Annotated in this window: 13 protein-coding genes; 9 read left to right on the top strand and 4 right to left on the bottom strand. The window is 66.8% G+C overall.

All coding sequences use genetic code 11. From position 1 onward, the window contains the following. Nucleotides 1–2: 2 nt before the first annotated feature. Nucleotides 3–1,457 carry an SPOR domain-containing protein gene (locus tag CMV14_RS11945; protein WP_066959106.1) on the bottom strand — a complete coding sequence of 485 codons (1,455 nt, stop codon included), beginning with the start codon at nt 1,455–1,457 and terminating at the stop codon, nt 3–5. Between the two features lie 171 nt (nt 1,458–1,628). On the opposite strand from CMV14_RS11945, the gene CMV14_RS11940 reads away from it, so the two are divergent. After that, nucleotides 1,629–2,690, top strand: coding sequence for an SPOR domain-containing protein (locus tag CMV14_RS11940; RefSeq protein ID WP_066959105.1), 1,062 nt, complete (start codon nt 1,629–1,631; stop codon nt 2,688–2,690). Nucleotides 2,691–2,816: 126 nt separating this feature from the next. Continuing rightward, entirely contained in the window at nt 2,817–3,137 is a 321-nt protein-coding gene (locus tag CMV14_RS11935; protein WP_238147273.1) for a hypothetical protein, read from the top strand. Nucleotides 3,138–3,177: 40 nt separating this feature from the next. Here CMV14_RS11935 and CMV14_RS11930 read toward each other — a convergent pair whose 3' ends face one another. Together CMV14_RS11930 and serB are read right to left on the bottom strand one after the other, a co-directional pair. Beyond that, the gene (locus CMV14_RS11930; protein WP_066959104.1) at nt 3,178–4,029 is read right to left on the bottom strand and encodes a hypothetical protein; all 852 of its coding nucleotides are present in this window, start codon (nt 4,027–4,029) and stop codon (nt 3,178–3,180) included. Nucleotides 4,030–4,063: 34 nt separating this feature from the next. After that, nucleotides 4,064–4,939 (bottom strand): phosphoserine phosphatase SerB, encoded by an 876-nt coding sequence (serB, locus tag CMV14_RS11925; protein ID WP_066959103.1) that lies wholly within the window; start codon nt 4,937–4,939, stop codon nt 4,064–4,066. On the opposite strand from serB, the gene miaA reads away from it, so the two are divergent. From miaA to CMV14_RS11895, 6 genes are all read left to right on the top strand, one after another. After that, nucleotides 4,932–5,879 (top strand): tRNA (adenosine(37)-N6)-dimethylallyltransferase MiaA, encoded by a 948-nt coding sequence (gene miaA / locus CMV14_RS11920; RefSeq protein ID WP_066959102.1) that lies wholly within the window; start codon nt 4,932–4,934, stop codon nt 5,877–5,879. The two genes, serB and miaA, sit on opposite strands and share 8 nt — an antisense overlap. A 61-nt stretch (nt 5,880–5,940) precedes the next feature. Beyond that, nucleotides 5,941–7,695, top strand: coding sequence for an acetolactate synthase 3 large subunit (locus CMV14_RS11915; protein WP_066959101.1), 1,755 nt, complete (start codon nt 5,941–5,943; stop codon nt 7,693–7,695). A 41-nt stretch (nt 7,696–7,736) separates the two neighbouring features. Continuing rightward, on the top strand, nt 7,737–8,252 hold the full coding sequence (gene ilvN, locus CMV14_RS11910; RefSeq protein ID WP_066959100.1) for an acetolactate synthase small subunit: 516 nt from the start codon (nt 7,737–7,739) through the stop codon (nt 8,250–8,252). A 122-nt stretch (nt 8,253–8,374) separates the two neighbouring features. Continuing rightward, nucleotides 8,375–9,394: a ketol-acid reductoisomerase gene (ilvC, locus tag CMV14_RS11905; RefSeq protein ID WP_066959099.1), complete on the top strand. Its 1,020-nt coding sequence runs from the start codon at nt 8,375–8,377 to the stop codon at nt 9,392–9,394. 99 nt (nt 9,395–9,493) lie between these two features. After that, nucleotides 9,494–10,114 (top strand): YceI family protein, encoded by a 621-nt coding sequence (locus CMV14_RS11900; RefSeq protein ID WP_066959326.1) that lies wholly within the window; start codon nt 9,494–9,496, stop codon nt 10,112–10,114. 5 nt (nt 10,115–10,119) lie between these two features. After that, nucleotides 10,120–11,082, top strand: a complete 963-nt coding sequence (locus CMV14_RS11895) for a hypothetical protein (RefSeq protein ID WP_066959098.1) — start codon at nt 10,120–10,122, stop codon at nt 11,080–11,082. Here the strand turns inward: CMV14_RS11895 and CMV14_RS11890 are convergent. Further along, complete coding sequence (locus CMV14_RS11890; protein WP_066959097.1) at nt 11,075–11,482, bottom strand: (deoxy)nucleoside triphosphate pyrophosphohydrolase; 408 nt, start codon at nt 11,480–11,482, stop codon at nt 11,075–11,077. The genes CMV14_RS11895 and CMV14_RS11890 overlap by 8 nt on opposite strands. A gap of 103 nt (nt 11,483–11,585) precedes the next feature. Between CMV14_RS11890 and CMV14_RS11885 the strand changes: the two genes are divergently transcribed. Further along, on the top strand, nt 11,586–11,771 hold the full coding sequence (locus CMV14_RS11885) for a Flp family type IVb pilin (RefSeq protein ID WP_066959096.1): 186 nt from the start codon (nt 11,586–11,588) through the stop codon (nt 11,769–11,771). Nucleotides 11,772–11,811 lie beyond the last annotated feature (40 nt).

Genomic DNA, 11,811 nt, shown 5'->3' with positions numbered 1-11,811 from the left:
GGTCAGACCGGTTCGCCGGCCTTCGCGCGCAGCGCCCAGGTCAACGGCTGGTCCCCCGAACTGCGGCGTACGAAGCAGGCGCCGCCGGCCTCCCGCACCTTCAGGCACAGGCTGACAGCATCGGCGCGGCTGGGAAGCCCACCGATCGAGAGGCGATGGAACAGCGCCTTGCCGCGCCTGACCTTCGATCCGGTCGGCACATGGCCGCTGAGGAAGCTGACGCGGGCATTGAGCTTGCTCCACGCAACCTCGGTGCGGCCCGCCGAACTGAAAGCCCCGAGCTGCACCGACCAGCCGCGCGCGGCGGCGGGCAGCGGCCTGAGGGTCGTCCGCGCGACGAGCAGGGCCGGCTTGGGAGCGGTCATGCGCGATTCGATCCTCAGTGCCCGCACCGCCACCACTGGCCGGCTGGCCGGCTTGGGCGGCTTGACCTCGACGATCCGCGCCTTGCGCATGCGCGGCGGCCCCGCCCAGGCGACAGGTTCCGACGGCTCGGCCATGGCCAGCACCGGGGGCGCCGCTGTTTCCGCCACGCTGGCTGCCGCTGGCGCCGAAACCAGCTGGGTCAGCGAGGGCGGAGCGAGATTGGTCTGGGTGACGACGGCCTTCGCCTCCACCTGCACGGCGGGAACGACGAAGGGCAGTGACGGCACCAGTTCGAAGGGCGCGGCCTGGGCCAGCATCAGCGGCTCGGCGGGCAATTTCTCCGGGATGGGAAGCGCAAGGGCCAGCTCGGCCGGCAACCCGCCATCGACGGCGGGCAGCGCACCGAGCAGCGTGCCGACCTGCATCGCCGGATCATTCCTCAACTGCGCGACCATCGCCCAGCGGCGCAGGCGATCGGCGACCAGCTCGGCCGGAACATCCTGGGCGGCGATGGTGGCGGCGTCGTTCCAGCGCCCTTCCAGCGCATAGGCAAGTGCAAGATTCTGACGGGTGCGCGCATCGGCCCCCGGTTCGCGCGCGGCCGCGAGCAGCGTTTCGCGCGCCCGGTCGAGATCACCCATCAGCGCGAAGGCCAAGCCGATATCGGCATCCGCTCCGCTGTCCGGCGCCGCATCGAGCGTGGCCCTGGCGGCATCTGGCTTGCCCAGCGCGATCTGCGCGAGCGCCCGGCCGACGGCGGCGCGGCCAAGCGATGGATCGAGGGTCAGGGCGTCGCCCAGCGCGGTCTCGGCCGACTGGAAGCGGCCCGCGGCCAGATAGGCGCGGCCCAGCAGAGCGCGCGCCTGGGCATCGAGCGGACGGATCGCGACGGCGGCCTCCGCCTGGCGGACGGCGGCGGCGGGGGCGCCCCGGGCAAGCGCTTCGCGCGCGTCGGCGAGCAGGCGATCGGCACGCTTCTGCGCGGCGGGCGTCATGCTCTCGCGCAGTTCCGGCGCGGCCGCCTGCAAGGCGCCGGGCAACAATGCCAGCAAAGCAGCACCCGCCGCCAGGCCGATCAAGCGCTTGTTCATCGCATACCCTTTCCCCATGGGGCTCGCGCCCCTCGCGGGCGAAGGTGCCACCGGCGCTGCTAAGCAATGGTTAATGGCCGTGATGATCAATCGATTCAGTTAGGACTATCGCCAATCCGGGCGATCGCGCTATCACACTGTAAATCATGCCGGACTTGGGGGCAGTGAAGTATGAAGAGCTTTTTCGCGGGTTGTGCGCTGGTGGTGCTGGCTGCCGCGACGCCGGCGCTGGCCGATGTGAAAGCCGGGGTCGACGCCTGGATGGCGGGCGACTTCCCCAAGGCCGTGGCCGAATGGCGCGGCCCCGCCGCCGCCGGCGAACCCGATGCGCAGTTCAACCTGGGCCAGGCCTACAAGCTCGGCCGGGGCGTGCCCGCCGACCAGGCGGTGGCGATGGACTGGTATCGAAAGGCCGCCGCCGCGGGCCATGAGCAGGCGCAGGCGACGCTGGGCCTGCAATTGTTCCAGAGCGGCCAGCGCGACGAAGCGATGATCTGGCTGAAGAAAGCCGCCGACCAGGGTGAGGCGCGCGCGCAATATGTCGTCGGGACGGCTTATTTCAATGGCGATTCCCTGCCCAAGGACTGGGCACGCGCCTATGCGCTGATGACCCGCGCCAAGGCCGCCGGCATCGGCGCCGCGACCACCAGCCTGACCCAGATGGACCAGCTCGTTCCCGAGCAGCAGCGCCAGGCCGGGCTGGCGCTGGCCCGCGAGATGGAGCGCACCGAGCAGCTCAGGGCCAGCGACACGCCCGGCCCGAACGCGCCGTTGACGATGCGCAATGCCCGCACGCCGCAGCCGGTCGGCCAGGTTGCGGTGCCGGCCTCTTCGCCTCCGCCCGCTCCCGCCCCCGCCGAGATGGCCCAGGCGCAGCCGATCCAGCCATGGAAGGCGCCAAGCACCGCGCCCGCCGCCGCTACGCCGGCGCCAGCAGCGGCCCGGCCGGCGGCGCCGAAGCCAGCTCCCAAGCCGGCCGCCACGATCAGCGCTTCGGCGGGGGGCGGCTGGAAAATCCAGCTCGGCGCCTTTTCGAGCAGCGATGCCGCCCGCAATGCGTGGACCAGCCTCTCGGCGCGCGCCGGGCTGAAGGCGCTGAGCCCGACCTATATCCCGGTGGGCAATCTCACCCGTCTGCAGGCGGGTCCGCTGGGTTCCCGCGCCGCAGCGAACGAAGCCTGCGCGGCGGTGAAGTCGACGGCCGGGACCGCATGTTTCCCGGTCGCGCCCTGATCCACGCCTCTGGTGGAAGCGCGGAGCGTTTCCTCCCTCAACCGATCAGGCTCTAAGGCGGCATTAACCCTATGTTGGTGACTATGCGGGAAAATCACCCGGATAGTATGTAGCGAATGGGTTGCCATGAGGCATTGGCATGTTCTGGACCGGCCCGTCGCGATGGCCAGCCGCTGGCGCCGTCGCACGGTCTGCGATCTGATCAGCGACGAAGGCTGCCGGACGGTGGCGCTGCGCGGCATCGACGGGCGCGGCGCCCGGCTCGACAGCGACGATCCGCCCGCGCTCGGTAGCCGGGTGGAACTGCGCCATCCCGATGCGGGCACGATCCAGGCAACGGTGAGCGAAATCGGCAGGGGCATGCTGCGGATCAGCTTCGACGGCACGGAGGCGGCCATCGCCTTCGCGCTGGCGGCCATCGCCTCGGACATGACCAGGGGCCGCTGATACAGGCGGAAGCCCCGCGAACCGGGCGCTCCCCACCAGATCAGGCAAGATCCTCATAGGGTCCGAAATCGGCGGGATGGCCGATATACTGGAAATGGTCGTCGATCAGATAATAGCGCGGCGGATTGTAGAGCCGCTCCACCGACCGATCCTCGCAGAACAGGTCCTGCCCGAGGAGATCGTTGCGCACGAAGAAGGCGTTGCTGCCGGTGATGTTGGTTCCCACCAGCCCATAGCCCATCCGGTCGGCCGCTTCGGCAAGCGCCTTGAGGCTCGCGCCGAAATAATCGGTACCCCTCCAGAAGCGCTGCGTGTCATAGACCTGCCGCTTGACGATATTGGCCGGGAATTTCGCATTATATTCGATGCAGATGACCTTGGGCCTGCGGCGCAGCGCCTCCAGCAGGTGGATGTCGTTGCCGTCGATGTCGATCGACAGGAAGTCGATTTCCCGGTCGGCGGGGGTCAGCCGGTCGAGCAGTTCGTTGACACTCTCGACGGTGGCCATGCCGATGCAGAGCTTCAACCGCGACGGGATGATCGGTCCGAACTTCTGCTGGATGGGCTCGAGCTGGTTCTTATTGCCTTCGATCCAGGCGCCGTTCCACCCCTTGTGGATCAGGTAGAGCGAGTTGCACTCAAGCCCGTTCTGGACGCCGATCTCGCAGAACCAGCCCTTCTCGACGCCCAGCCGCCGGAATATCTCCTCGATGATGCCGTCTTCCTCGGCCTGGCTGTACACCTTGAAGCCGAACGGCTCGAGGCGCCTGGGGTCCTTGCCATATTCGGACAGCAGGCCGGCAATCTCGCGCCGCGCCGCATAGCCGTTTTCGCGCTGCGCCGAGGCCAGATTCCTGTTGAAGAAAAGCCGGACATATTTGTCGTCGATCATCGTCCCCCCTCGATCCTCATTCCGGCCTGGATGGTCAGACCACCCAATCCTTCCTCGCATATCCCTGCGCATAAAGCAGCGCAGTGAGATCGCCATGATCGATCCGGGCCCCGGCGGCAGCGGCCGTCTTCGGCTTGGCGCGATAGGCAACCCCGAGCCCGGCCACCTCGATCATCGGGATGTCGTTGGCGCCATCGCCGACCGCGAGACATTGCGCGGGTGAAAGCCCATGCGCCTGGGCCTCGGCAAGCAGCGTCTCGCGCTTGGCCGCCGCGCCGATGATCGGGCGGGCCACGGTGCCCGACAGCTTGCCATCGTCGAATTCCAGCGTGTTGGAAAGCGCACTGGTGAAGCCGATCTCCTCCGCGACGCGATCGGCGAAGACGGTGAAGCCGCCCGAGACCAGATAGCAGTCGGCGCCGTTGGCGCGCATCGTCCGCACCAGTTCGCGAGCGCCGGCCATGATGACGACGCGTTCCGCGTGGCAGCGGTCGATCACGCCAACGTCCAGCCCCTTGAGCAGCGCCACCCGCGCGTCGAGCGCGCCTTCGAAATCGAGTTCGCCGCGCATCGCCCGCTCGGTGATGTCGGCGATCTGCGGCTTGATCCCGGCATAATCGGCAAGCTCGTCGATGCATTCGATCGTGATCATCGTCGAATCCATATCGGCGACGAGCATCTGCTTGCGGCGGCCCTGCTTGGGCTGGATGACGACATCGAAGCCCGAATAGGTGCCATCCACCCAGCTTTTCAGCGAGGAGGCGGCCTCATATTCGATATCGCAGGCCACCCCCTCCTCGATCCAGTTCCGGGTGACGATCGAGGCGCCGGCTGTCCTGAGCACCTCTTCGACGTGCGAAACATTGTCCTCGGACAGCGTGTCGGGTGCTATCAGCGTCGCGATGAACAAGGGCCAGTCTCCGTCGAAGAATCCGGTCGCGCTTATTGCGGGGCCGACCGCCAGCGGCAAGTCCGCATTGGCGGTCCGCCTTGCCGAGAAGACCGGCGGCATCGTCATCAACGCCGACGCTAGCCAGGTCTATGCCGACCTGCGGGTGCTGAGCGCCCGGCCCGACGCCGCAGAGGAGGCACGCGCGCCGCACCGGTTGTTCGGCTATCGCGACGCCGCGACCGCGTGCAGCGCAGCCGACTGGGCGGCCGATGCCCGCGACGAGATCGCCAAGGCGCATGCAGCGGGCCGGCTGCCGATCCTGGTCGGCGGTACCGGGCTCTATCTGCGCACCCTGATCTTCGGAATCGCCCCGGTACCCGAGATCGATCCGGAGATCCGCGCCGCGGTGCGCGCCCTGCCGGTCGAGGCCGCGCACGCGGCCCTTGCCGCAGAGGACCCGTCGATGGGCCATCTGCGGCCGCAGGACACCACCCGCATCGCGCGCGCGCTGGAGGTCATCCGGTCGACGGGTCGTTCCCTCTCCGACTGGCAGGGCGAGCTGACCGGTGGAATCGCCAGCGAGGTGCGCATCGCAGCCGAAATCCTGTTGCCCCCTCGCGACTGGCTGCGAGCGCGCTGCGACGCCAGATTCTCGATGATGCTGGAGCAGGGCGCGGTCGAAGAGGTCGAGGCGTTGTACGCGCGCGGCCTGGACCCCGCGCTGCCGGCGATGCGCGCGATCGGCGTGCCGGAAATCGCCGCCTGGCGCGCCGGGTTGATCAGCCGCGACGAGATGATGGCCCGCGCTCAGGCGGCCACCCGCCAATATGCCAAGCGGCAGTACACCTGGTTTCGTCACCAGCTTCCAGCAGAGTGGAGTCGCTGCAAGACGCAACTCAATGACAATACGACCAGTCTTATCGCAATTAAATTACATAATGAGACGTTGACAGCATAATTTGTTACCTATAGGGCACGCCGCTTCACACAGGCGCTGCGGCGCACAAGAGGAAAAGACCATGACTGCCGAGATAAGTGGGGCCGATATCTTGATCCAGGCGCTGAACGACCTGGGTGTGGAGGTCGTCTTCGGCTATCCCGGCGGCGCCGTCCTTCCGATCTATGACGCGATCTTCAAGCAGAAGCGCATCCGCCACATATTGGTGCGGCACGAGGCCGGCGCCGTGCACGCGGCGGAGGGCTATGCCCGTTCGACCGGCAAGCCCGGCGTGGTGCTGGTGACATCGGGCCCCGGCGCCACCAATGCGGTGACCGGCATCGCCGACGCGCTGATGGATTCGATCCCGCTGGTGATCCTGACCGGCCAGGTGGGCACCCCGCTGATCGGCACCGATGCCTTCCAGGAATGCGACACGGTGGGCATCACCCGTCACTGCACCAAGCATAATTACCTGGTGAAGGATCCGGCCAAGCTGGGCGACGTGATCCATGAAGCGTTCCACATCGCCACATCGGGCCGCCCCGGCCCGGTGGTGGTCGACCTGCCCAAGAACGTCCAGGTGGCGACAGCGACCTATCGCAAGCCGACCATCCAGGCGCTGCCGCACAAGGGCTACAAACCGCAGGTGAAGGCCGAGACCGCGCTGATCGAGGCGGCGGTGGAGATGATAGCGGCGGCCGAACGGCCGATCCTCTACACCGGCGGCGGCATCATCAATTCGGGCCCGATCGCCAGCCAGCTGCTGCGCGACCTGGCGCGTATCACCGGCGCGCCGGTGACATCCACGCTGATGGGCCTTGGCGCCTTCCCGGCGTCCGATCCGCAATGGCTGGGCATGCTGGGCATGCACGGCACCTACGAAGCCAATATGGCGATGAACCAGGCCGACCTGATCGTCTGCCTGGGCGCGCGCTTCGACGATCGCGTGACCGGGCGCCTCGACGCCTTCGCGCCGCATTCGAAGAAAATCCACATCGATATCGACCGCTCGTCGATCAACAAGACAGTGCGGGTCGACCTGGGCATCGTCGGCGATGTCGGCCGGGCGATCGAGGACATGATCAAGCTGTGGAAGGCGCGCCAGCACCGCCCGCAAGACATGAAGCCCTGGTTCGAACGGATCGTAGAATGGCGCGCGCGCCAGTCGCTGCGCTATCCGGCCTCGACAAAGGAGATCATGCCCCAGCTCGCGATCCGCAAGCTGTGGGAGGCAACCCATGCCAAGAAGCCGATCATCACCACCGAGGTGGGCCAGCACCAGATGTGGGCCGCGCAGCATTTCGACTTCGACGCGCCCAACAAATGGCTGACGTCGGGCGGGCTCGGCACGATGGGCTATGGCCTGCCGGCCGCGATCGGCGCGCAGCTGGGCAATCCCAAGGCGCTGGTGATCGACATCGCCGGCGAAGCCTCGATCCAGATGAACATCCAGGAACTCGGCACGGCGACCCAATATCGCCTGCCGGTGAAGGTCTTCATCCTCAATAACGAATATATGGGCATGGTCCGCCAGTGGCAGGATCTGACCTATGCCGGGCGCTATTCGGAAAGCTACAGCGACGCGCTTCCCGATTTCGTGAAACTGGCCGAGGCCTATGGCTGGAAGGGCATCTGCATCGAGAACCCGGCCGACCTGGAAGCCGGCATCGCCGCGATGCTGGCGCATGACGGGCCGGTGATGGTCGACTGCAAGGTGGCGAAGCTCGCCAACTGCTTCCCGATGATCCCGAGCGGCGCGGCGCACACCGACATGATCCTAGAGCCCGACGAGGTGGTCGGCGAGATGGACGACGAGGCCAAGGCGCTCGTCTGAGCGCCACCGCCCTCCCCATCCCCTTCAGAGCAGAGACACACATGCACATCACCCAGGAAGCCACCGAGCGGCACACGCTGTCCGTGACCGTGGACAATGAATCGGGCATCCTCGCCCGGATTGCCGGCCTGTTCTCGGCGCGCGGCTACAATATCGACAGCCTGACGGTGGCCGACGTCACCGAGGACGAGAAGATAAGCCGCATCACCATCGTCACCACCGGCACGCCCGAGGTGATCGAGCAGGTGGTGGCGCAGCTCGACCGGCTGGTGCCGGTCCACAAGGTCACCGACCTGTCGGTGCTGGGCCCGCATGTCGAACGCGAGCTGGCGCTGGTCAAGGTGGTGGGCACCGGGGACCACCGCATCGAGGCGCTGCGCCTGGCGGAGGTCTATCGCGCCCGCGTGGTCGACTCGACCATCTCCAGCTTCATCTTCGAGGTGACCGGCGGCAGCGACAAGATAGACAAGTTCCTCGAGCTGATGCGCGAGGTAGGGCTGGTCGAGGTCGCCCGCACCGGGGTCGCCGCGATCGTGCGGGGCAAAGAGGCGCTTTAGGCGCCATAGGATAAAGCAGGCTCGACGGACGCGTCCGCGCCCGTTAGGGGGCCACCACCGATTTCAAACAGGCCGCGGTTCGCGCAAGCGGATGTCCGGCCGCGCCACAGGGAAGCAACATCATGCGCGTCTATTATGATCGTGATGCCGACATCGGCCTCATCAAGACCAAGAAGGTCGCCATCGTCGGTTATGGCAGCCAGGGCCATGCCCATGCCCAGAACCTGCGGGACTCGGGCGTCGCCGAAGTCGCGATCGCGCTGCGCCCCGGCTCGGCCACCGCGAAGAAGGCCGAAGGCGCCGGCTTCAAGGTGCTGTCGAACGTCGAGGCCGCCAAGTGGGCCGACATCATCATGATCCTGGCGCCCGACGAGCATCAGGCCGCGATCTACAATGACGACCTGAAGGACAATATGAAGCAGGGCGCCGCCCTCGCCTTCGCCCATGGCCTGAACGTCCATTTCGGCCTGATCGAGCCGCGCGCCGACCTCGACGTGTTCATGATCGCGCCCAAGGGCCCCGGCCACACCGTCCGCTCCGAATATCAGCGCGGCGGCGGCGTTCCCTGCCTGATCGCGATCGCCCAGGATTCGAGCGGCAACGCGCACGACGTGGCCCTCTCCTACGCCTCGGCGGTCGGCGGCGGCCGTTCGGGCGTGATCGAGACCACTTTCAAGGAAGAGTGCGAGACCGACCTGTTCGGCGAGCAGGCCGTTCTCTGCGGCGGCCTGAGCCACCTGATCATGGCCGGCTTCGAGACGCTGACCGAGGCGGGCTACGCCCCTGAGATGGCCTATTTCGAGTGCCTCCACGAGGTGAAGCTGATCGTCGACCTGATGTATGAGGGCGGCATCGCCAACATGCGCTACTCGATCTCCAACACCGCCGAATATGGCGACATCCACACCGGCCCGCGCGTCATCACCTCGGAAACCAAGGCCGAGATGAAGCGCGTTCTGGACGACATCCAGAAGGGCAAGTTCGTCAAGCGCTTCGTGCTCGACAACCGCGCCGGCCAGCCCGAGCTGAAGGCGAGCCGCAAGCTCGTCGCGGAGCACCCGATCGAGAAGGTCGGCGCCGAGCTTCGCGCGATGATGCCCTGGATCAGCAAGAACCAGCTGGTCGACAAGGCGAAGAACTAAGCGGCGTCAGCCATACCGAAACGCAACGTTTCGGTACCGGCGGTTGTTGAGAGGGCGGCAGGCGCTAGTCTGCCGCCTTTCTCATGTCGGGAGACGATGATGAACCGCACCACGCTTGCCCTGGCCCTGCCCCTTTCGCTGGGTGCATCCGTCGTCCTGGCCCAGGATTTGCCGAAGGCCCCGCCGGGGACGGCCGATGTGAGGAGGGTGGCCGCCGGCACCTATACGGTCGATCCGGACCACAGCCAGGTCGCCTTCACCGTCAACCACCTCGGCTTCAGCACCTATCGCGGAATCTTCGGCAACGTGCGCGGATCGATGACGATCGATCCCAGAGCGCCGGCAAAGGCCAATGTGGTAATCGATATCCCGATAAGCGGGATCACCACCACCTCCGCCAAGCTGGACGAGCATCTGAAGAATGCCGATTTCTTCGACGCAGCCAGATATCCCGCAGCCCGTTTCGAGGCGACGTCGGTGCGCCCCTCGGGCAAGCGGGCGCGGATCAGCGGCAACCTGACGATCAAGGGGATCACCAGGCCGGTGGTGCTCGACGCGGTGTTCGTCGGCGCCGGCACGATGATGGGCAAGCGGACCATCGGCTTCGATGCGACGACCACGATCCGGCGCAGCGATTTCGGGGTAAGCTACGGCATCCCGCTGGTTCCGGACAGCGTCCCCCTCCAGATCAGCGTGGCCTTCGAAAAACCGGAGGGCTGAGCGTCATGTGCCCGCGTCGCCGGATCATCCTCGCAGCGATCGCAACGGGCCTGGTCGCCTGCCCTCCTGCGCCGGCGGCCACGCCCGAACCGCTTACGCAGGCACGCGCCGTGCGAATGGTGGCGCGCGAGGTCGATCTCGCCCGGCGCGGCCGGATGACCGACGCAGAGCAAGCCCTGGCCCGCCGGATCGCCGCGACGCGCGACGGACGGGCGCGGGCCGATCTGATCGAGGCCTTCGCGATCGGGCTGTTCGCCGCCGCTCCGACGCTGGAACATGCGATGACAGCAAGGGCGATCGACCATTTCGGCCGGGCGATCGAGGCCTATCGACAGGCACTGGGCCGCGACGATCCCGAAGTGGCGACCGCGATGGTACGCCGCGCCGAGGTCGAGCGGCTGGCGCATCCTGACGATCCGCAACGCTGGGCCGACGATGCCTATCAGCAGGCCTATCGCATCCGATCCGCCCGCCTGGGGCCGACAGCGCTCACCACCCTGAGCACGCTGATCCCGATGGCGGAGCTGATGGTGCTGCCATCGCGATCACGCGGCGACGGCGCCACCGTCGAGGCGGCGGCCTCCTTGCTCCGCCAGGTGATAGAGGGCGCCAGCCGGTCGAACGACCCCGGCGCCGACCGGCTCCGCACCGCCGCGTTCGACGGGATGCAGCGATTGCAGGCGGTATATGGCGGCATCGCCGGCCCCGCGCAGCGGACCGCCGCCAGCATCCAGCCTTGCCGGGAAAGGATCGGCGACGACGCGCTGGTCTTTTCCGGCCAGGCCGAAGCACTGGAGATGCTTGCCCGACGCTTCCGCAACGTCCGCCTCCGCCTGGAACCATGCGGTTCGGCACTGGTGTTCGAACTGTCGCCGGGGATCGACCCAGGTCCGGTGCTGGACCTGCTGACCGACATCGCCGCCGGGAAGATACGCGGCGTGCACATGGGCTTGGCCGAAATCAGATAAGCGCGTCGAGCAGGCCGATCAGCGGCTTGTCCGCGGGCGGCATGTCCAGGCCGTGAAGATCCAGCGGCCGGACCCACCTGATCGCCGGTGCCTCCAGCGCTTGCGGAATGCCGCGCCATTTGCGGCATATATAGACGAGCAGGATCATGTGCCGCTCACCCAGCGATTCGCTGGCGAAGCAGGCCGGCGCCAAGCAGGCCTTCTCGACATCGATGCCCAGTTCCTCGCGCAGTTCGCGGATCAGCGCGGCCTCGGGAAGCTCGTCTTCCTCCACCTTGCCGCCCGGGAATTCCCAGAGGCCCGCCATGGCCTTGCCTTGCGGCCTTTGTTGCACCAGCACCCGCCCGTCGCCATCGATCAACGCCGCTGCGACGACGATTAGGGGCTTTCCCTTATCCATTGGTATGAGGCCCTTAGGGGTTTCTTAATCCGCGACGGGTACGAAATAAGTCTCTGCAGAGCAAAGCGATTTGGGGACGCCCGGTCGCACACGGGGTAGTGGGATGAGAAAAGAACGTCGCGGCGCGCGCCTGCGCGCACTGATCAGCGACCGGAGAGGTGCCAGCGCCGTTGAATATGGCCTGATCCTTTCCCTGGTTTTCCTTGCCGTGATGGGCGCGATCGCGACGCTGGGCAGTTCCGTCCAGGCGCGCTGGAACGATATCGCCGAAAAGGTCACCTCGCTCTGATCTTATTATCGCCGCACCGGCGGCATTAACGAATTAACAG

Source organism: Rhizorhabdus dicambivorans (genome assembly GCF_002355275.1).
GTDB lineage: Bacteria > Pseudomonadota > Alphaproteobacteria > Sphingomonadales > Sphingomonadaceae > Rhizorhabdus > Rhizorhabdus dicambivorans.
The sequence above is the reverse complement of the archived record's forward strand: the minus strand, read 5'-3'. Positions and strand labels throughout refer to the sequence as shown.

Bases quoted from the DNA above. Each gene is read 5' to 3' on its own strand.
- CMV14_RS11895 (WP_066959098.1), top strand. From the start codon at position 10,120: ATGTGCCCGCGTCGCCGGATCATCCTCGCAGCGATCGCAACGGGCCTG.
- ilvN (WP_066959100.1), top strand. From the start codon at position 7,737: ATGCACATCACCCAGGAAGCCACCGAGCGGCACACGCTGTCCGTGACC.
- CMV14_RS11915 (WP_066959101.1), top strand. From the start codon at position 5,941: ATGACTGCCGAGATAAGTGGGGCCGATATCTTGATCCAGGCGCTGAAC.
- CMV14_RS11885 (WP_066959096.1), top strand. From the start codon at position 11,586: ATGAGAAAAGAACGTCGCGGCGCGCGCCTGCGCGCACTGATCAGCGAC.
- CMV14_RS11945 (WP_066959106.1), bottom strand. From the start codon at position 1,457: ATGAACAAGCGCTTGATCGGCCTGGCGGCGGGTGCTGCTTTGCTGGCA.
- CMV14_RS11890 (WP_066959097.1), bottom strand. From the start codon at position 11,482: ATGGATAAGGGAAAGCCCCTAATCGTCGTCGCAGCGGCGTTGATCGAT.
- CMV14_RS11930 (WP_066959104.1), bottom strand. From the start codon at position 4,029: ATGATCGACGACAAATATGTCCGGCTTTTCTTCAACAGGAATCTGGCC.
- ilvC (WP_066959099.1), top strand. From the start codon at position 8,375: ATGCGCGTCTATTATGATCGTGATGCCGACATCGGCCTCATCAAGACC.
- CMV14_RS11900 (WP_066959326.1), top strand. From the start codon at position 9,494: ATGAACCGCACCACGCTTGCCCTGGCCCTGCCCCTTTCGCTGGGTGCA.
- miaA (WP_066959102.1), top strand. From the start codon at position 4,932: ATGAACAAGGGCCAGTCTCCGTCGAAGAATCCGGTCGCGCTTATTGCG.
- CMV14_RS11940 (WP_066959105.1), top strand. From the start codon at position 1,629: ATGAAGAGCTTTTTCGCGGGTTGTGCGCTGGTGGTGCTGGCTGCCGCG.
- CMV14_RS11935 (WP_238147273.1), top strand. From the start codon at position 2,817: ATGAGGCATTGGCATGTTCTGGACCGGCCCGTCGCGATGGCCAGCCGC.